The sequence below is a fragment of the Nitratiruptor sp. YY08-10 genome, from assembly GCF_016629565.1.
Taxonomy (GTDB): Bacteria; Campylobacterota; Campylobacteria; order Campylobacterales; family Nitratiruptoraceae; genus Nitratiruptor.
Genome location: NZ_AP023057.1, coordinates 1,198,210 through 1,218,456 on the forward strand (window position 1 = coordinate 1,198,210; position 20,247 = coordinate 1,218,456).

At 36.7% G+C, this 20,247-nt stretch carries 21 protein-coding genes and 2 tRNA genes; 3 read left to right on the top strand and 20 right to left on the bottom strand.

Going from position 1 to position 20,247, the window contains the following annotated elements:
• Position 1: 1 nt before the first annotated feature.
• From JG735_RS06400 to JG735_RS06440, 9 genes are all read right to left on the bottom strand, one after another.
• Positions 2-2,143: a bifunctional (p)ppGpp synthetase/guanosine-3',5'-bis(diphosphate) 3'-pyrophosphohydrolase gene (locus JG735_RS06400; RefSeq protein WP_201334253.1), complete on the bottom strand. Its 2,142-nt coding sequence runs from the start codon at positions 2,141-2,143 to the stop codon at positions 2-4.
• A gap of 3 nt (positions 2,144-2,146) precedes the next feature.
• Positions 2,147-2,359, bottom strand: coding sequence for a DNA-directed RNA polymerase subunit omega (locus JG735_RS06405; RefSeq protein WP_201334254.1), 213 nt, complete (start codon positions 2,357-2,359; stop codon positions 2,147-2,149).
• A complete protein-coding gene (gene pyrH, locus JG735_RS06410; RefSeq protein ID WP_201334255.1) occupies positions 2,356-3,084 on the bottom strand; it encodes a UMP kinase in 729 nt (242 codons plus the stop codon). The genes JG735_RS06405 and pyrH overlap by 4 nt, the downstream gene beginning before the upstream one ends.
• Before the next feature lie 73 nt (positions 3,085-3,157).
• Positions 3,158-4,327, bottom strand: coding sequence for a murein hydrolase activator EnvC (locus JG735_RS06415; RefSeq protein WP_201334256.1), 1,170 nt, complete (start codon positions 4,325-4,327; stop codon positions 3,158-3,160).
• Positions 4,324-5,139 (bottom strand): hypothetical protein, encoded by an 816-nt coding sequence (locus JG735_RS06420; RefSeq protein ID WP_201334257.1) that lies wholly within the window; start codon positions 5,137-5,139, stop codon positions 4,324-4,326. The genes JG735_RS06415 and JG735_RS06420 overlap by 4 nt, the downstream gene beginning before the upstream one ends.
• Positions 5,126-5,800, bottom strand: coding sequence for a cell division ATP-binding protein FtsE (locus JG735_RS06425; protein WP_201334258.1), 675 nt, complete (start codon positions 5,798-5,800; stop codon positions 5,126-5,128). The genes JG735_RS06420 and JG735_RS06425 overlap by 14 nt, the downstream gene beginning before the upstream one ends.
• Complete coding sequence (trmB, locus tag JG735_RS06430; RefSeq protein WP_201334259.1) at positions 5,793-6,971, bottom strand: tRNA (guanosine(46)-N7)-methyltransferase TrmB; 1,179 nt, start codon at positions 6,969-6,971, stop codon at positions 5,793-5,795. The genes JG735_RS06425 and trmB overlap by 8 nt, the downstream gene beginning before the upstream one ends.
• Positions 6,972-8,210: a fibronectin type III domain-containing protein gene (locus tag JG735_RS06435; protein WP_201334260.1), complete on the bottom strand. Its 1,239-nt coding sequence runs from the start codon at positions 8,208-8,210 to the stop codon at positions 6,972-6,974.
• The gene (locus JG735_RS06440; protein WP_201334261.1) at positions 8,161-9,120 is read right to left on the bottom strand and encodes an RluA family pseudouridine synthase; all 960 of its coding nucleotides are present in this window, start codon (positions 9,118-9,120) and stop codon (positions 8,161-8,163) included. The genes JG735_RS06435 and JG735_RS06440 overlap by 50 nt, the downstream gene beginning before the upstream one ends.
• 41 nt (positions 9,121-9,161) lie before the next feature.
• Between JG735_RS06440 and JG735_RS06445 the strand changes: the two genes are divergently transcribed.
• Both JG735_RS06445 and JG735_RS06450 read left to right on the top strand, forming a co-directional pair.
• Complete coding sequence (locus JG735_RS06445; protein WP_201335735.1) at positions 9,162-10,265, top strand: FtsW/RodA/SpoVE family cell cycle protein; 1,104 nt, start codon at positions 9,162-9,164, stop codon at positions 10,263-10,265.
• Position 10,266: 1 nt separating this feature from the next.
• A tRNA-Ile gene (locus JG735_RS06450) sits at positions 10,267-10,343 on the top strand.
• A 58-nt stretch (positions 10,344-10,401) separates the two neighbouring features.
• Here the strand turns inward: JG735_RS06450 and JG735_RS06455 are convergent.
• The 7 genes from JG735_RS06455 to JG735_RS06485 all read right to left on the bottom strand — a co-directional run bounded on the left by JG735_RS06455 (position 10,402) and on the right by JG735_RS06485 (position 15,935).
• Positions 10,402-10,608 carry a hypothetical protein gene (locus JG735_RS06455; protein WP_201334262.1) on the bottom strand — a complete coding sequence of 69 codons (207 nt, stop codon included), beginning with the start codon at positions 10,606-10,608 and terminating at the stop codon, positions 10,402-10,404.
• Between the two features lie 89 nt (positions 10,609-10,697).
• A complete protein-coding gene (locus JG735_RS06460; protein ID WP_201334263.1) occupies positions 10,698-11,381 on the bottom strand; it encodes a nucleotidyl transferase AbiEii/AbiGii toxin family protein in 684 nt (227 codons plus the stop codon).
• Positions 11,317-11,679, bottom strand: coding sequence for a hypothetical protein (locus tag JG735_RS06465; protein ID WP_201334264.1), 363 nt, complete (start codon positions 11,677-11,679; stop codon positions 11,317-11,319). Before JG735_RS06465 ends, JG735_RS06460 begins: the two co-directional genes overlap by 65 nt.
• Before the next feature lie 396 nt (positions 11,680-12,075).
• Positions 12,076-13,443: a UDP-glucose/GDP-mannose dehydrogenase family protein gene (locus JG735_RS06470; RefSeq protein ID WP_201334265.1), complete on the bottom strand. Its 1,368-nt coding sequence runs from the start codon at positions 13,441-13,443 to the stop codon at positions 12,076-12,078.
• Positions 13,444-13,453: 10 nt separating this feature from the next.
• A complete protein-coding gene (locus tag JG735_RS06475) occupies positions 13,454-13,900 on the bottom strand; it encodes a hypothetical protein (RefSeq protein WP_201334266.1) in 447 nt (148 codons plus the stop codon).
• A complete protein-coding gene (locus JG735_RS06480; RefSeq protein WP_201334267.1) occupies positions 13,900-14,439 on the bottom strand; it encodes a DUF882 domain-containing protein in 540 nt (179 codons plus the stop codon). Before JG735_RS06480 ends, JG735_RS06475 begins: the two co-directional genes overlap by 1 nt.
• An 11-nt stretch (positions 14,440-14,450) precedes the next feature.
• Complete coding sequence (locus JG735_RS06485; protein ID WP_201334268.1) at positions 14,451-15,935, bottom strand: murein L,D-transpeptidase; 1,485 nt, start codon at positions 15,933-15,935, stop codon at positions 14,451-14,453.
• 56 nt (positions 15,936-15,991) lie between these two features.
• On the opposite strand from JG735_RS06485, the gene JG735_RS06490 reads away from it, so the two are divergent.
• Positions 15,992-16,066 (top strand) — tRNA-Glu (locus tag JG735_RS06490).
• A gap of 2 nt (positions 16,067-16,068) precedes the next feature.
• Here JG735_RS06490 and JG735_RS06495 read toward each other — a convergent pair.
• Genes JG735_RS06495 through JG735_RS06510 form a run of 4 tightly spaced genes read right to left on the bottom strand, consistent with a single transcriptional unit; the run spans position 16,069 to position 20,246 of the window.
• Complete coding sequence (locus tag JG735_RS06495; protein WP_201334269.1) at positions 16,069-16,479, bottom strand: hypothetical protein; 411 nt, start codon at positions 16,477-16,479, stop codon at positions 16,069-16,071.
• On the bottom strand, positions 16,479-18,254 hold the full coding sequence (locus tag JG735_RS06500) for an ABC transporter ATP-binding protein (RefSeq protein ID WP_201334270.1): 1,776 nt from the start codon (positions 18,252-18,254) through the stop codon (positions 16,479-16,481). Before JG735_RS06500 ends, JG735_RS06495 begins: the two co-directional genes overlap by 1 nt.
• Positions 18,247-19,341, bottom strand: coding sequence for a multiheme c-type cytochrome (locus JG735_RS06505; RefSeq protein ID WP_201334271.1), 1,095 nt, complete (start codon positions 19,339-19,341; stop codon positions 18,247-18,249). The genes JG735_RS06500 and JG735_RS06505 overlap by 8 nt, the downstream gene beginning before the upstream one ends.
• Positions 19,338-20,246, bottom strand: coding sequence for a histone deacetylase (locus JG735_RS06510; RefSeq protein WP_201334272.1), 909 nt, complete (start codon positions 20,244-20,246; stop codon positions 19,338-19,340). The genes JG735_RS06505 and JG735_RS06510 overlap by 4 nt, the downstream gene beginning before the upstream one ends.
• Position 20,247 lies beyond the last annotated feature (1 nt).

Consider the following 20,247-nt stretch of genomic DNA (forward strand, 5'->3'; position numbering starts at 1 on the left):
CCTATTGATTGTACGCATCGCTTGTTTTAATAAATTCTATAATTTTAACCTTTTGAGCTATTTTTTTCCTTAACTGCTCCAGATCGAAAACGGGTGCTTCAATCTCCATTTCACATAAGTTCGTCTGCTCCACATTTTTTCCAAGCTCAATAGAAACAAGATTGATGCCCAGTTTTGACAAAAACTGTAAAAAATCCGCCAAAGCCCCCTTTTTATCCGGAAGCAGAGCAATAAGCTTGTAATGGGGCAATGTATCCTCTTTCCACTCTACATAGAGCATCGGCTTGCCCTCTTCGATAAGTTTTTGCGCCTTTTGGCACATTTTATGATGGACAACAGCATGATGATCCATACGAAAAGCAACAATCTCATCACCCCTTTTGGGATGACAACAATAGTCAAACTCCACTCTGTTAATTGTATAGTGGGTATAGAAGACAAAATTGTCCACCGCCTTTTTTTCCAGTTTTATCTGTTTAGGCGATAGAAGATAAAGAACCCCTTTTTTCTTTCGATATTCGCTCAAAAATCTATTCTTAATCTCTTGCAAATAGTTGATTTCCGTCGAGATTCTATGAAGTGCCGTAATTTCATGACTTTCAAGCCACTCTTTGATTTTTTGCGGCTCTTCTTTCAACTCACTTGCTAAAATGTTTATTGCGGCTTTTGCACTGACCTCTTTATATTTATGTCGGCATAACAGCCGCATCTGATCTTTGGCTTTGGAGGTTTTCACTGCATCAATCCAACTGCAACGTAAAATGGGCTCATCTGCAACTTCTATCCGGACAATGTCTCCATTTTTCAGTTCTGTTAATAGTGTACTTTTTTGCTTATTGATATAGGCCGCTTTTGCTCTATTCCCTACATCGGTATGGACCGCATAGGCAAAATCGAGGGCCACTGCTCCTCTTGGCAATGTAAAAATATCCCCTTTTGGAGAAAAAACCGATATATCTTCACTAAACAGATCATTTTTCACAAGTTCATAAAACTCTTCGATATTTTCATTTTGGTACTGAAGATTTTCCAGCCATGCAAGATTGACCCCTACATGTCCGATCTTATACTTCCAGTGTGCGGCCACACCATATTCAGCAGTGTGATGCATATCAAAGGTACGGATCTGCACCTCAAAAATACTTGTTTGATCAAATACCGTCGTATGTATCGTTTGGTAGCCATTCTCTTTTGGAACGGCTATATAATCTTTAAACCGCATAATGAGTGGTTTGAAATGGGTATGGACAATCCCCAAAACTTTGTAGCAATCCAGTTTTTGGTGTACAAGTATTCTGATAGCCAACAGGTCCAAAACCTCTTCGATCGAGATCCCTTTTCGCTGCATTTTCAGATATATGGAGTAATAGTGTTTGATACGTCCGATCACTTCAAATGAGTTGCTTGCAAATCCGTTTTTGACAAGCAGTTTTTTTACTTTATCGATAAATTCGTTGAGTTTCATTTGAAGCTCGACTTTGTGCGAGCTGATGAATTGATCAATTTTTTCATACTCTTTTGGAAAAAGATAGTAAAAGCTCAAATCCTCCAAAACATTTTTCAGTGAGGCAATACCTAATCTATGTGCAATAGGCGCATAAACAACAAGAGTCTCTTCAGCAATTCTGAGCTGTTTCTTCTTTGGCAATGCATCAAGAGTGAGCATATTGTGCAACCGATCACACAGTTTCACGATCAAAACTCTCACATCCTTGATGGAGGCAATGAGCATTTTACGAAAAGAGAGCGCAGAAGTGATGAGTTTTTCATTGGATGTGGAAGGCAACAACTCTTCACTGCGTATCGCAACAATTTTCGTCATCCCTTCCACCAAATGAGCCACATCCTTGCCAAAATGCTCTTCAATCTCTTCGATTGTATGTGGAGTATCTTCTACCACATCGTGCAATAAAGCAGCAAGAACCATATCGGGATCATTTGTTACAAATGCTGTGATAGCAGCTACTAGCAGTGGGTGGATCACATATGGTTCACCACTTTTTCGTTTCTGGCCCGCATGGGCCATTTTCGCAAACTCGATTGCTTGAGGAAGTCTGTCCGATTTTGGAGCGATTTGAAGTAGAAGTTTTTGCGCCTCTTCTACATTGTGTATACTCTTTACTTTTTCTAAAAACTCATTCATCTATCACGATTCTTTTTCTACCTCGATTTTCAGCTTCCCTTCTGCAATTTCCATCAATGCAATATCGGTATATTTATATTTTTTTACATCCACATCAACCAAAGGCTCTTTGCCGGTTGCAAGTTCATTCGCTCTTTTTGCTACCGCAATAGAGAGAAGATATCGATCAAATCCAACATTCTCCAATGCCCTCGCAGCAATTTTTTCTAATCTCATTCATTCTCCTTTTTCTCTGTCACAATAGAACATTTTTCCAAATTGTTATTGACAATAATGTCATATAGATTGCCCTCTTCGAACATATTGCAAACGATGATTGGCAGGGCATTATCTTTTGCCAAAGCAATAGCTGTATCATCCATCACTTTAATATTGTCCTGTAACGCTTCGTCGTATGTAAGTCTATCCAGTTTTTTTGCATCACGATATTTGTGCGGATCTTTATCATACACCCCATCCACTTTTGTAGCTTTTATGATCATATTTGCCCCGATTTCTACGGCTCTCAGTGTTGCAGCAGTATCTGTAGTAAAGAATGGATTGCCCGTTCCGGCAGCAAATATGACAATTCTGCCCTTCTCAAGATGTCGCATGGCACGCCTTACAATGAAGGGCTCACAGATTTCATTCATCTCGATTGCACTCTGCACTCTTGCCGTAAGACCGAAGTATTCAAGTGCCTCTTGCAAAGCAACTGCATTGATGACTGTTGCAAGCATTCCCATATAGTCGCCACTTGACCTTCGAATAATTCCCTCTTTTGATGCATTTACACCTCGAATAATATTGCCTCCACCGACAACCAAACCGACTTCAACACCACTATCCACTAACGGTTTGATTTCAGATGCTATATATTTAAGCGTGTTAGAGTTGATACCATGACCATCTTCATTGGCCAAAGCTTCCCCGGAGAATTTGATCAATACTCGTTTTGCCATTGCAGACCTCTTTTTGAAGTTTGCCAATTTTATCGAAAAAGAGTTAAGAAATCGATTAATTTTAATGCTAATTTTATCGTATTTTAATCAGCTGTAAGGGATTGATATGGGCATCGTTTTTCGTCACTTCAAATATCAACTTTGTATTGACTCTTCCAAGAATATACCCTTTTTTTATTCTTCTGCCCTTTTTGATATAAGGAGCCAATTTATCCAAATAAGCATAAATCGTATAGATGTTATTTCTATTTTGGACAATAACCACATTTTTTAAATGGGGTGTCCATTTTGCCAAAACGATTTTACCACTGAGGACATTTCGTACTTTTGCATTTGGCTTCAAAGGTTTGAGCTCAATATTTTCATTGGGTATTTCGATATTGTAAATTGGGTCTTTGTATACACCAAATTTTTTGACAATCACAAAATGTTTTAGAGGTGGAATTGTTTTTGGTCCACGATACCGCACTGTTTTTATCTTTTTATACGAATTCGAACCATATTTTTTTACCGTTACATTTTTCGCTTTTGAACTCCTTTTTCTTTGAAGGATCTGCAATCTCGACAATGTTTTTGCCAAAGAGCGTTTCTGTTCCATCAGAGCTTGAAGCTCTTCATCGTAACGCTGCTTTTTCTTTGAGAGTGCTTTGATTTTTTCCTGTTTTTGTTTTTTTAGCCTTTTAAGATCCATTTGCAAAGCGATGATTTGTTGAATTTCTTGTTGAAGTCGGGTGAGTTTCTCTTGTTGTTCTTGCAGTTTTCGCTTCGTTTTTTCATATTCTGAACCCATCTGTTCAATTCGGCCCTTTTCTATTTTATCTATAGCTTTTAAGGCCTCCTCATCTAAAATGTCCTCCTGCGTTGGCTGATTGATTGAAGAGAGCAAAAGAGATTTTGAAAAATTTTGTGAAATGAGCAAAACCAGATTTTGTCGTAAAAGCATCTCTTTTTCACGTAATGCATGAATAGATTGGTTTAAATCTTGAGAAGCTTTTTGTTTTTCTTGATACTGTTTGGATAGTTTCTCATACTTTTTAGAAAGAGTAGATAACTGTGTATCAATCGAACTAAGATCACTTTTGAGTTTTCGAATAGAGCGAGCCAATTTTGCAAGAGTGATATTGACACCAGAAATTTTTTTCGATGTTTGTATAAGTTTCGATTTTGAAGCAGTGATTTTCTTTTCTATTTGCGTACCAAAAACGCCAATTACAATCGAAAGAAAAATAACAAGGACTCTCATCTATTCGAACTAGGCTCTTTCAAAGAGATAATCACTATCGTAATAAAAGAAACAATGAATCCTATCAAAAACAACCAGCCGGAATCTTTCAGCAAAATCGTATTTGGATCTAATGTTAAATCCAATCCCAAAAAAGATTGAAAAAGATGCGTATGAAGCAGATACCAAACTACTCCTGCAACCAATGCTACACTCACAATGGTATCTGTTATTGCAAGTTTAAACAAAACGGCATTGCGCATCCACCAAGATGCACCAAATAGTGACATAATATACATTCGCTCTTTGTGTTCCAAAAACCATATCTCGATCTGCTTGAAAACAAGCATACCACTCGTTAGAACAATAATCACTAAAAATAGTTGGGTTATATTTTTCACAAAAAGCAAAAATTGATACATTGTATGGTGCGCCTGACTAAAGATTTCTACTCTTGTCACTTCAGGAAGATGCAACAGATCCTCTTTCATTTTTTCAACTTCATCATTGGAAAGAAATTTTCGTAAAGTGATTTTGTAAAAATAGGGTAAAAAGTTTTCTAAGGATTGGAAATCAACTTCTATCCCTCTCATTTTCAATCTCTTTACCACTTGTTTACGATCAATGCTTTCAATAGTTTCTATAAGAGAAAATTTTTTCTTAACATTTTCCATATCCAATGGTTTTTTTGCAACAAGAATAATGGAATAGTCTTGAGCCAATTTTCTCTCATAAGAATGGATAGAGCGCTCTATCAGGAGATAAAACTCCACAGCAAATAGTATTGCAAAAAGAGGAATAATCAAAGAGAGATGATTTTTAAGAGATCGCATGCACCATCCCGTTTTCTATATGATAATGTTTGAAGTGGATTCCAAGATATTTTGGGATAGAGTGTGTTACAACCACAACTGTTGTTCCCAGTTGTACATTTGCGCCTTCTAATAACCCCCAAATCACTTTGGAAGAGTACTCATCAAGATTACCAGTGGGCTCATCAGCTAAAATGATAAAAGGATTGTGTGCCAGGGCTCGAGCCATAGCAACTCTTTGCTGCTCTCCACCGCTTAATTCAAGTGGATAGGCAAACTCCTTTCCACTTAATTTCACATGTTTGAGCAGTTTTTTGGTCTGCTCTTCACAAACCTCTTTGGGAAAACCCGCTATAATCAATGGCAGCATGACATTACGTTTGACATTCCATTCGTTGATGAGCCTGTAATCTTGAAAGATAATCCCCAGATTTCTTCTCAACAGTGAGAGCTTTGAAGAGCTGATATCATGTAAAGAGATCCCCCCAATCTTCAAAAGACCTTGTAAAGGCTTCATCTCCCCGTAAAAAGATTTCAAAAGTGTCGATTTTCCGCTCCCGCTCGCACCTGTTATCAAAACAAAACTGCCGCTTTTTATATCAAACGAGCTATTTTTTATCACGGGCTTATCTTTTTTATACGCTAAAGTGAGATCTTTTGCGATGATGACACTTTTAGCCATGGAGCAGCTCCAAAATCTTTTTATGTGCTGCTACGTTTGCTTTGGACAAAACCGGCTTTTTAGGAAAATAGGAAACCTTGCCATCTTTGAAGAGCAAGTACTTATGTTCCGGACGATCAAAACTTCCAAAAGAGAGACGCATCAATCGTCCACCATTCTCAATGGCATACAACTTTTCAAAGTGGACAAAATATCCATCAAACACTTTAGGGGCAAAACTTACTTGTTCAAGTTTGTCTTCATCATACGAAAAGGTATTAAACGAAAAATCACATTCCAAAACCGGCTGTTCAGAAAACTCCAGATTAAACATACGGATATCATAGATATCTTTCCCCAGTCTAGTCCATCGATCTTCGTATTTGCTACTGATTGGAGGCTCGATATTTTTCGTTACTTCAAATCTGACCCTTTTTTCCTGCAACAAAAGATCCAATGCATACTCAAAATAGTTGATACTGTCTGTACGCAACTCCAAGACCCCATCTACTTTCAAGACTCGCTTAGCTTCTTCAATAAAAGGTTTGGAGAAAACTCTTCTATGGGGTTTTTTATCCCAAGGTACGGGGAAATGAACAAATATCTTTCCCACCACATTCGAAGGAACAAATTCCAAAAAAAGCCTCGCATCGTAATCGATAATATAGAGATTTTTGAGATCTTTCAACGCTATTTGCTTAAGGGTTTGTTCAATGGAAGGTTTGTGGATTTCAATTCCGATAAATATCGTATCGGGATGCTGCTGTGCTTGATACAGTAGATGTCTTCCACTGCCAAATCCTATCTCTATCCAAACCTCTTTGTTTTTGGGAAACTGTTCAATGAAAAAGTCTATCTCTTTCAGAAACTCTCTTGCTTTTTGTGCATGAGAAGTTTTAATCGTTGAAAGATTGTCGTGCAACACATCACACTGTGCCAGATCACAAAAATTTTTCAGAGCCATTTTCATTAAGACAGTAGGAGAGAGTCTTGTTATCTTATCACCCTTTATGACAAAAGTACCATCCCTTTTGGGTTTTATCGTAAGTAAAAAAGGTTTTTTATCATATTCGACAGCAACCAGTTCATCTTTGGCATTGACCAAAGGCCTTGCAAACCATAAAAATCGATACCCCTCTTTCGTAACGGGCGTATCGAAATGGTGAAAATGCTTCGCTACGATATGCGGCATCTACTCTTGTTCCGGTATTTTGATCTCAATCTTTTCACTCGGTTTGGAAACAAGCCCATATTTATCCACAGCATAGATTTTATACACATATGTAACGCCTGGTCTCAAACCTGCATCAGTAAATGAAGTGCTTTTGATATTTTTATATTCAAACTCTTTTACATTCAAAATACCATCAATCTCTTTTTTATCTACGATATAGCTCACTGCTCTTTGATCAGGAGAAGCCCATCGTATAAACAGCGTTCCATTTTCCAACTTGTGTTCCATTACAACAGGTGGCAATGGTTTTGGGAGTGTTTGTCCCACAGCAGGAACATCTTGCTTGAAGCTTTCCAAACCATCTGCATCCACTGCAGTTACTTTGTAGTACCGTTTTACGCCATCCTCATCCAAAAGATCAACATACTTCGTACTTTTTGTTTTGGCAACCACAAGATATGGTCCGATTTGGAAAATACTTTTGTAGACTTTGTAATATTGTAAATCTGGTTCACTATTTGGCTGCCAGGTCACCACAATCTTTTTAGGCAAATTCGTTGTAGCTTTTAAACCTTGTACTACTTTCGGTCTTGGCTTCGTAGAGGCTTTGATAGGAAGTGTCGGTTTGGACTCTACCCCATCACATGTAATTGCTTTGATACGATACAGATATATTTTCTTATCCTCAAGTCCTCTGTCGATATATTCGGCATTGAGTCTGCCTTGTAGTCTGGCAACTTCTTTCCATTTTTCATTTTCAGGGGTACTGCGTTCAATCACATACCACTGGACTCGCGGGTTTGGATGAGGGCGCCAGATCAATTTTACTTCTCTTGGCAAATGATCGATCGCTTCCGCAAATGCGATAGGTTCTGGATATGGAGCTGTTGAAACTTCGTGAGGCTGACTCAGTCTAGATTCTCTTTTGTCTTTGTTATAAGTACTCATTGTATAAAAATATTTCGTTGCAGGTTTGAGTTTTTTGTCGAGATAGTGAGAGCTGTATCGATCTTTTATAATTGCAATGCGTTTATATTTTTTTCCGTTAATGGAGCGATAAATATTATATCCGGCAACTCTATCATCATATACTGGATTCCATTCTAAAGCAATAGAAGTCATATCTGATAGACTACGAATCTTTGAAACAGTTGGTAAATTTGGATCGATTTTCGGTTTGGATGGCTGAGGTTGAACGGCACATCCGCTAAAAAGAAGCAAAACGCTGAATAAAGCTATCCACATGAATCGTTTCATCAATATTCTCCTCGAAATATTTTTGCAAAAAGTCAAGCATATCTTCCGGAACAGGTACCAAAAAACGCATCTTTTCCCCACTCTTTGGATGCTTGAGATAGAGTATATAAGCATGTAAAAAAACTCTAGGTATTGTAACGCTTTTGCTCTTAAAGCCATATAAACTATCACCCAGAATATGGCGGTTTATCGAAGCCAAATGTACTCTTATTTGATGTGTCCTACCGGTAAAAAGTTTTGCTCCGATTAATTCATATTTATTATTTTTACTCGTCGTTAGTTTTATAAAAGCAGATTTAGCATATCTTCCGCCTTCCACTACTCCCATTTTCAATCTATTTTTGGGATTTCTTGCAATCGGTTTTTCTATTATGAGGTCCTCTTTTAAAGGCGGCTCGACAATTGCTAGGTAGTATCTCCCCATACTTTTATCCTGTAACTGCTTCGATAGAGCCTGATGGGTCTCATTATTTTTAGCAATTACAATCAATCCGCTCGTTTCCTTGTCAAGTCTATGTACTATACCATGGCGCTCTTCTCCACTGAGTGTAGAAAGAGATATATCATTTGCCTTGAGCCAATCCACAAGCGTTGGCTCTTTGACACTTGGAGCCGGGTGGACAACGAGACCAGCAGGTTTGTTCAATACCAAAATATCCTCATCTTCATAAATTCTTTCTACATCGAAATGGACATCTTTTGGCTGTGAAACCTTTGGTTCAGGAATCGTTGCCTCTACCATATCACCACTTTTGAGTTTATATCCGGTCTTTTTCTCCACTTTGCCATTGATACGAACATACCCTTGTTTGATCAATTGTTCGATCTGATTTCTTGGTTGTTGCAATTTCTTAGCAAGTGCTTTATCAAGTCTCTCTTTACCTATATTTGTAAATGTTATTTTTTCCAATAATATCCTTTAAGATATAATTGCATGAAAAAAGTAGCTCCATGATAGGAATCGACAGACGGATTTTTTTGCATTTTGACACTGTACTTTTAGTTTTGATTATACCATTTCTTATCATTTCGCACTATCTCATAAAAGATGTCAATCCCGTTTTGGCCCACAAACAGATGATCTACTATGCTCTCGGATTTGCAAGCTTCGTTATCGCATTCCTCTCTCCTATTAGAGAGTATAAGTGGCTCATCCCATCAATGTATTGGTTTATGATTGTCTTGCTTATTAGTGTAGATCTTTTTGGTGTGAGTAAACTCGGTGCCAAAAGATGGCTTGAAATCCCTTTTACACATTTTACCCTTCAACCATCGGAACTTTTCAAACCGGCTTTCATCCTCATGCTTGCCTACCTTGTTCAAAACAATCCGCCACCAAAATCCGGTTATGGCTGGAAAGAGTTTTTTAAAATCTCTTTTTATATCTTGTTTCCATTTCTTCTTATCGCAAAAGAGCCTGATCTTGGAACTGCCTTGATTTTGCTCATCATTGGGTATGGCGTACTCTTTATCATTGGAGTCCATTGGAAAATATGGGCAACTTTGTTTATTATTTTTTCTTTCATGGTTCCTATCTCATATCAATATCTCTTACATGACTACCAGAAAAAAAGAATTGAAGATTTTTTAAGTGAAAAACCAAGTTATCACGTCCAACAATCAATCATTGCAATAGGTTCGGGAGGTTTAACAGGCAAGCCCTCTCAAGAGGCTACACAGACGCAACTTAAATTCTTACCAATTGCAACAAGTGATTTTATTTTCGCATACTTTATCGAACGTTTCGGTTTTTTTGGTGCACTGCTGCTTCTTTTTCTCTATGGGCTCCTTATACTGCATCTTTTTAGTATCTATGTCAAATTAAAAGGGGACTTTTTTACACAGGTCGTGGCTGCCAGTATTGCTCTTTTGATTTTTACCTATATGAGCGTCAATATCGCCATGACAGTGGGTTTGGCTCCGGTTGTAGGAGTTCCGTTGCCATTTATGAGTTATGGGGGAAGCAGTTTTATCAATTTTATGATTTTATTCGGTATTTTAGAGCATCTTCTTGCATTCAGATTTAGATTTTTGTATAATTCCAGACAACTTTGAAGGGCTCGTAGCTCAGTTGGTTAGAGCAACCGGCTCATAACCGGTTGGTCGCAGGTTCGAGTCCTGCCGAGCCCACCAAGCATTCTGAGGACAAAACCGGTTGGTTGCCAGGTCTGGATCCTGCCAAACTTATCACTTATTCTATCCCCAAAGCTTTAAAAACAGCATCAATTGGATCAGAATATATAATCAACTGAAATCTACTTAACAAATCAGCTGGTACTTTTCCCATTTGAGCCATATCAATCGCTGGAATCAAAATACGCTTGGCCCCACTATCACTCGCAATTTGCATAAAATCAGCAAGATTTTGACTTCCAATAATTGCTCCACCTATACTCATGCTTCCTCAAATCACCATTTGAAGATGATTTATCTGAAAAACAGTTCTTTCCTCATCAAATGGTTTATTTAGCCTGCTTTATATATCCGTTATTTCCCTTTGTAAAGCCCTTTAATTGTTTTTATCAACATTTCTTTCAAATCTTCAAACAATAAATATTCATTTGAATTTTCTTTTAGATATACCGTCTCATCTTCAATCGGTTCAGACATATTTCTTATAAAATTGAGAAGATTTTCTTTATCGATTATTGCAAAATGAATATTTTGAGCAATATCAACAGTTTCATTAATAGTTAATATGCTGTTTTTTAAAATTTCATTTACATCAAAAATATCTCTGCTTTTTCCTCTTTGAAAAAAAGCTATGGTTTTTAACTTGGAAATAGTTTTAATATCCAATATTTTTATATTACCGATATATTCTATTCGAGATGATTTTATGATTTTTTTCATAAGAGGTGTAGAGGCTTGAAAAAATTCTATTTTTACACCATCTATAAAAAACTTCAATATCCATTCATCTGGAAATAAACCGGCAATTCTTAATCTACTGGCATTTTCATCTTCTATAAATTTGGCATTGAGGGAGGACATCTCTTTTTTTATCAAGCGATGGTTGAGGGGGAGTGAAGATATAAAATCTATATCCTCAGAAATTCTATGATTTAAGTAGTAACTTAAAGCAGTTCCACCTATAAAATAGAGATCATTTTCTTTTAAAAACTCTTTTTTTGCGAAAATGTCTAAAATCTCTTTGACTTGCAAAGTCACATATATAACCTTTTATCTCTTTATAGAGAGGATCTTTTTTATAATTTCTTTGTTTTAGAGGCACTTTTAATCCTCTAAAATCATAAAATCCTTTTTTATATAACTCTTTATAATAGGCATCAAGCTCATTTTGAACAGTTTTTATTCCATATACTTTACAAATAGTAAAAATATCTTCTTTCTTTAACCCCTTTAGTACAGCCCTTATAAGAGACCTTTTGCTTTGCACTGAAGAGTTTTTGCTTTGCCAAAAATAGTTTATCTCATAATCTTTAGGATTAAAAACTGTATATCTCATTTTTTTTACCATTATTTTTTTACATTATAACATATACGTTATTTCCCTTTGCAAAGCCCACTGTTGGATACAAAATATCTTTAAATTTACAATAATTTACCTTTACTCCATCATCCAAATCTATCTCTATTAAGTTATTGGCATATTTTTCAAGATAGTTTTTATCAAATTCATAAAGCTCTTTTAGCTTTTTTTCTATCTCTTATAAGCCCTTTTTCTCTTCCACTTGCGACTTTTGTCGGCTAACTTAGATTATGCAATTCGTTTTATTTAATGATCATGATCGTTGTCACATTTCGTTCGATGACTGTTTCTTAATTTACTTTAGAGGCGATATAGTAAAAAGATATCACGATTATACAAACTCATATAAACGTGACATCTTGATCCTATTTTTTATATTGCGGCTTGCACACCCACTTGGTGGTACTCGAAACCATACTCTTTGAGTTTTTCTTTGTTATATTGGTTTCTTCCATCAAAAATGAGAGGATTTTTGAGTCGTTTTTGCATCTCTATAAAGTCTGGACTTCGAAACTCTTTCCATTCAGTAACAAGAATCATTGCATCTGCATCATTTAATGCATCATATTTATTATCGCAATATTCGATATTAGAAACATCTTTAAGCCAAAAATTTTTTGCTTCTTCCATCGCTTTTGGATCATAGGCTTTGATTTTGGCACCACGGCTTGTCAACTCTTTAACAATCGTTATCGATGGAGCTTCTCTCATATCATCCGTTTCCGGTTTAAAACTGAGACCCCATAACGCAAAGGATTTCCCTCGCAAATCTTCTCCAAATCTTTGAAGAATTTTGTTTAGAAAATAAACTCTTTGCTCTTTGTTGACAGCCTCTACAGCTTTGATGATTTTTGGCTCCACTCCAGCATCTATAGCAATCTTCTCAAGCGCTTTCACATCTTTTGGAAAGCAACTTCCGCCATATCCGACACCTGGGTAGATAAAGCTATAACCGATACGGCTATCGCTTCCTATGCCGACACGCACTTTGTTGATATCAGCACCTACCGCTTCAGCTATTTTAGCCATCTCGTTCATAAAGCTGATTTTTGTAGCAAGCATGGCATTTGCTGCATATTTTGTGAGTTCTGCGCTTCGTATATCCATAGCAATAAATCGCTCATGATTTCTTGTAAATGGAGCATATAACTCTTTAAGAATCTGCATGCTCTTCTCTTTATCTGCTCCAATGACCACACGATCCGGTTTCATAAAATCATTGACCGCATCACCCTCTTTTAAAAACTCAGGATTGCTTACTACATCAAATTCCATAAGTTCCTGATATTCGCCCTCTGTAATCTCGCCGTTTTCAAGACGTTTTTTGAGTTCATTTTGGATCGTTGCTCGTACTTTATCGGCAGTTCCTACAGGGACGGTAGATTTATCCACTACAATCAACGGATGGGTCATATATTTTCCAATATCTTTTGCTACTACTAAAACATACTGTAGATCAGCACTTCCATCCTCTCCTTGCGGTGTTCCCACCGCGATAAATACTATATCGCTTCTTTGCAAAGCCTCCTTGATATCTGTCGTAAAATGAAGTGTCCCTATTTTAAAATTTTCTTTAACTATCTCTTCAAGACCCGGTTCATAAATGGGAATGATCCCTTTTTTGAGTTTTTCAATTTTTTCTTCATCGATATCGACACAAATGACACTGTTTCCCATTTGTGCCATACAAGCTCCGGTTACAAGTCCCACATATCCTGTACCAATAATTGATAATCGCATAATTTCCTTTCTATAAGAGTGTTCGAATCTGCATAGCAAACCACAATATTATAAGATTGAGTATAAAAATAGCCATACTGCTTCCTCGAGAAAGGAGGAGTTGAAGTTTTGTTCGCTCTTTTCCGTTGGTTTTAAATGCAATATACATATGGACAATAGTTGCAATCGTAATGAGAGCAACAAGTATAAGTTTATATTGAAGTAAAAATGCGAGTCTCTTCACTTCACCATTGAATATGTTTTGCAATCCCAAATGGAAAAACATCCATAAGCCAGTAATTATCAGGATTGTTAACCATATACTCTCAACATATCCATAGATAGGACCAACATGAAAATAGACCTTTTTTTGTGCTTCTTTATCACGTAAAAATATCCCAAGTGCAAAGAGAAATACACTTCCTCCAATCCAAACAGTGGCAGCCAATAGATGAAGATATAAGACGAGATCAAACATTATGATTTTGGATATCTCCAAGATCTTGGTCTTCCGCTATCAATATGGATAAACCCAGATTTTGGATAGTATCCAACACCTCCTTTATGTAGTGATAGAGCAGCATTTCGAATGTGATGTATTGAAATTCCCGGAATTCTAAAATCGATCGCTTTTCCAAAAAGATGATAACTACGTTTTGCAACACCTCCACCATGGTGGCGTAGGTACTCGTTTGTGGAGGGAGATCGATATGCAGAGAGTATATGTATTTCGCGATTATGAGAGCATTTTTTTGATATTTCATAAAGATATTCAATAACTTTTACATCGATCGGATGTATCTCATCATTTCTGAAATCTCGAAGAAAATATTGTAAGCTTTCTATCTCTTCTGGAATATATTCTCCATCAATCCAAAAAGTCACTTTCCGTCTTTCACCTGTATGAACATGATACAAATAAAGTTCTTTTTCATATTGGGCTGTTTTCGCAAAAGAAGGGATAAGTATTGAAATACTCAAAAGTGAACTTTTTTTCAAAAAATCTCTTCTTTTCATCAACCCTCCTCTCAGCGCAAAATTGTAGCATATTCTTTCATTTTTCTATCCAGTTGATAGATGTCTGGATAAAAATAGATATTACCATCATCTTCTTTCATAATAGTCATATACATCAAATAAACAGGAAATTTTGGACGGATCCGTACTTTTTTTGTTTGATGGTCCCACAATCTATCAAAAATTTCTCGGTAACTTAAAGTTCCTTCAACAAGATGGAACAGTTCGATAGGTTTCTCTACTCGAACGCATCCAGAACTCAGTGCGCGATATGAGTATCGAAACAGATCTCTTGCATTGGTATCATGCAAATAGACATCATATTTATTCGGAAACATCAGTTTCACAAAACCAAGAAAGTTTTTTGGTCCAGGTTTTTGCAAAAAAACAATAGGAAAAGTGGACAAATCTATCGCATTCCAATCAATTGAATCAAAAGGGATTGTCTCATTTGCATATCGATCCAAAGAAGCTATTATTCCCTCTTTTTCAAGCTCTTCAAATTTGCCAACTTTGAGTTTTGGCAAAATATCTTCAGCAATAATCGTTTTTGGAGCCCTCCAGTATGGATTAAGAACCGCATAGGAGATCTTTTGCCTCATTAATGGAGTCGGTCTCTCTTTTCTACCCACAATAACCTTCGAGTCAAAAACCATATCCCCGTCATGCCACAAAAAAAGCCTAAATTGTGGAATATTAACAAATACATATTCCTTATCCTCTTGCAAATACCATCTCAAACGTTCGATATTGATCAAAATCTTTTCAATAATACTCTCTACACTCTCGTTTAACGCTTTTAACGTAGCAGGTCCTACAATCCCATCAGGTTTAAGAAAGTGCCTTTTTTGAAACGCTTCCACAGCTGATTTAAGATTTTCATCATACAAGGTATTTGCAAGATTATTATCATCTTTTAAATATCCCTCTTGAATAAGCCGCCATCTCAGTTGGATAACTTCGTCATATTTTTTGCCAGGAAGCAAGTACGCATAATTGTTACTCAGGATTATCACACCCCAGCCCCCACGTTTTTTAATACTCTCATATTTGTTTAAAATATCATACTGCATTTCAAGATAGGGATTTCGCAAAATATGATCGTACAATTTTTTCTTTGGAGGCAAGTAATGGTCTTGCAAGATCATTTCCGGACGATAACATCCATTGTTCCGGACATAAAGATATTGTAACTGAAGGGTATAAGCCAACTTCTCAATATCTTTTTTTAAAACTTCATTTGCATCGACTCTATACGTTCGTAATAATCTTTCTAGTTTTTGTAAAGGTTTGTTCAAACGATCTTTACATAAAAGAGTATTATCGTTTTTAATTTGCTGCATAAGCGTATAAAGTTCCTCTTTTTCCGCTCCATTGTCATAAAACCAGACCGATTGAAAGATGGGAGTTGGATCTGAATCGTTGTTCACTACATTCATTTCACTGTTTTGAGAAAACAAAATAAGTGGAATCAGGAAAAGAAAAAAAAATCTCATAAAATTTTATATTCCTTTAAGGCAAATTTGATTAATATTTCGGAACCATAAATCGTGGCCCCATCGTCTAGCGGTTAGGACACCGCCCTTTCACGGCGGTGACGGGGGTTCGAGTCCCCCTGGGGTCGCCACTTCAGCTTTCTGGCTTTTCCTGCTCTTCAAGATCATCGAGATATTCTGCCATTGGATCGTTTGGATCTTTAATTGCCTTATCCATTGTTTTATCTACATATTTTGCATCTTCGTCCCGAGGATCACTACTTGCATCTTTGAACATATGTACATCGATATGATTATGGCGTCGTATCTCTTCCAAAATCTCTTCTTGAATAGCTGCTTCCTCATCGTCAATAGCACATATTTTTGTCGCTTTCTCTTCATCGAGGAGCTTTTGTTCCAATTCCAACTCTTTTTTGACAATCTCTTCATTTTGCATATATTTATGAAGGAGTTTTAAAACCTCAAGTTGTGCTTCTGTACCCAATTTCCCAAAACTCTCAGCCACATATGCCTTTAATTCGGCGATATTTCCTGGTATTTTCATCATTCATCCTTTTTATGTTGTTCTTCAGATAGTATACACAAATTTCTTTCTAATTCCTCTTTATATTTATGAAAATCCATATGACGGACAATTTGGCCATGTTCCATAAAAAATATTTCGTCAGCTTCTTGAATGGTGCTTGGCCTATGAGCAATTAAAAGCGTGGTCCGACGGCTGAAAAAATCTTTTAATGCACAAAAAAGAAGTTTTTCCGTCTCCATATCAATAGCAGACGTTGCCTCATCCAAAATCACGACTGCTGGATCTTGCAAAATCATCCTAGCAATTGCTATTCTTTGTCTCTCTCCCCCACTCAGTCTCACCCCACCTTTGCCAACAACTGTCTGTAATCCATCAGGCAGTTTTGCTACTACATCATAAATTTGAGCTAGTTTTAAAGCTTTTGTGACCTCTTCTTCTTTAAAATCTCTTCCAAGAGTTACATTAAACCAGATGGTATCATTAAATAGCACTGGCGTTTGAAGCACTAACATCACATTTTCTCTAATAACATCTAGACCGATTCTTTTATAAGAGATGTCATTATAAAAAATATCTCCTCTATCTGGCTCATAAAAGCCTACCAAAAGCCTACTAAGTGTCGTTTTGCCACTGCCACTTGCACCAACTATCGCTGTTATTTTTTCGGCTTCAATTTTTAAATCAATCCCTTTTAGCACAGGCTTATTTTCATAATACTCAAACCACACATCTTTGAGTTCAATTTGAACTGGTGTTTTTTTAAATGGATTATTTATATGAGGATAATTTGGCTCATTTTTTAGCATCAAAAGCTCATTAATTCTTTGAAGAGCTATATCGGCACTCTTTTTTGTATAAATGATATTAATTAAATCTTGAATTGGTATCATCATAAACCACAAATACCCAAATACAGCTAACATCAGTCCGATAGAAAGATTACTGTATGCAACTGCAATAATACCAGCAGCTCGAAAGATTTCAAAGCCAGCTACAAAGAGTAAAAAACTTACTCTAGCACCTGCTTCGCTTTTATAGGAAAAAGCAATTGATTTGTTTTTAATCTCTTTTGCCAAGAAAAAAAGATTTTGAAAAAAGTATCGCTCTTTATTGACAGCTCGGATTTGATCAAAAAGCTCCAACGTCTCTGTTAGAGCATTTTGAAATATCTCGATAGAGAGATTTTCTTGTTTTTTCAGTTTTGCCACATTTCTTGCAAGTTTGCTTGAAAAAACAACTACTAAAGGATTTAAAAAAATTATAAACAGCGCTAACTGCCAATGAATCCAAACTAAAACTATACAAACTCCAACAAGCGTTAAAAGACTTATCAAAAACTTGCTAATTCCAGAACTTAAAAAGGTATCAATCGTTTCAATATCTGTAATAAGCCTTGAAACAACTTTACCGCTTCCAAGAAGCTCAAACTCTTTCAGTGCCACCTTTTCTAAATGCTCTAAAACCCTCTTTCTTAGATTGTAACTAATCGTTTTGGATATTGTTTGAAACACTCTTATTTGCATCACTTGCAAAAAAACATACATTCCCCGCAAAATAAGCGTCAATGCCAAAACAATGAGTGTGTAATATAGCGGTGATCCACTGCCAAAAGTTACATCAATAAAAGCAATAAGTTTACCTGGTTTATGAAGCAATACCTCATCCACAAGCAAAGGCATCAAAAGAGGCGTTGGCACACTGGCAATAACAGCTAAAAGGGCAAAAATCTGCCCTAGCAAAAAGGCTTTTTTATGTTTTACAATCTGTTTATAAATAGTTTGCCAACTATACATGGAACTCTTTTTTCTTAAAGACTATAAATTTTGTTGGGAGTCCAAACTTTTTAGCCATCTTTGGATTCACTTTATAAAAACCAAATATTATCTCTATGGTATATCCTTTTTTAGGATGCAAATCAAAAGTTACTACTCTTTTCTCGCCTGCTTTTAGCATCGTGTCTTTTACCACCTCAGTTGCTACCCAAGGAGGAGTTGGTTTGCCATCTTTTCCAATAATTCGTACAAATGTAAGCTCTTGCTCTTTTAAAAGCTTGCCTCCTCGCTTATGTTTTACAATAAGCTTTGCCAAACGCAATGGATGGAGTAAAAACGCATGCGGTGCGTCGTTTGTTAGGCGAATTTGAAGAGGATCTTTTTTTATTAAATCTATATGAAGATATTTTGCTAAAAATTCTGGCTTTATACTTACTCCTGCAAATCCATGAAATGCGTGCGTTGGTGTCTCAACGCGATCGCTAAGGTTCCCTTCAACTTGGGGCATATGGCAGGTTATGCAGTTTTGCTTCAGAGTATTGTTATTCTCAGTTTGGCATACAACAAACCCATGCTCATTTTGTTTATGGGAGTGGCAGCCCATGCAAGTTTCGCCATTTTTGTGGATTGGATTGGTATTGATGATTTTATGGTATTCACTTCTTACTTCCGGATTGCGCGTTCCATAATAAACCCCTTTTTTAGGTAGTATCTCATTTTTATTTGCTTTGGCATGCTTTTCAATAGATTTGATTCTATGACAATAGGCACAAGAAATTGCCTGCTCATATCCAAATTTTTTTGGATCCATAGAAGCGATTCTTTTATCTTTGAGAGTCGGAGTGTGGCATTTCGCACATACATACTCTTTTGCTTTACTTGCTTTTGCGTGTAACTCAAAAATCTTTTTATGGACAGGATCTCTGTAAATTGTGGAGTTAAAGTGAGGAGATGTTTTATACTCATCATAGATATCAAGATGGCAACGAATACATTGATGGGTTTTGGCGAAGTCCCCTTTGATATCCATTGAGTGTTTGGTAGTACTTCCTGCAAAGATATTGGCATAAGCCCATACGGCAACTCCCAAAAGAATCAGACGTCTCATAGCTCATCCTTTGTAAGTTCTTCCAGTGTGACAGCTACACTTGTCGCTAAAGAATCAAGGTTATACCCACCCTCTAATAAAAAAGCCACTGGCTTATCACCTGCAAATTGCAAGATTTTTTGCACTAATGCCCGCAAACCCTCAAATGTAATCTGTGCAGTTGATATCGCTTCATCCCTCATCAAATCATATCCGGCACTCACTAGCACTATATCAAAATCAAACCATTTTGGAAGATCTTCATAAAGCTTCAAAAGCTCTTCATCTTTGCAGTAATCCCCATATGGCCTGTTGATATTAAAACCCTCGCCTTTTCCTTCTCCTTTTTCTTCTACGCTTCCGGTAAAATAGGGATAATTGTTGTGCTCATGCGTGCTAAAATAACACACTGTATCATCGCTATAAAAGATATCTTGCGTGCCATTTCCATGATGCACATCAAAGTCTATTATCATCACCTTTCTAAATCCTTTGCTTTGCGCATACCTCGCCATCAACGCAACATTGTTAAAGATGCAAAACCCTTGTCCCGTTCTTCTTTCGGCATGATGACCTGGAGGGCGAATATTGAGAAATGCTCTTTTGATTTCATCACTTGTAAAAGCATCGATAATTGGCATCGTCGATCCTGCTGCATAGCTTGCAACCTCAAAGCTTTTTGGAGTTAAAAGCGTATCTTCGTTTAAGATAAAACGGTACCCTTCTTCATAGGCTCTCTCAACCCACTCTACATAGTGCGCTTCATGTATCTTTTTCAGATCCTCTTTGCTGGCTTTTTTTATAGGAAAACGCTTTAAAGGAAAATTACGCGCTACTTCATCAATCACTTCTACACGTGCAGGCCGCTCAATATGCTCATCGCTTCCATGTTCAGTAAATATTGGATCGTAGACGTAGCCTACCATT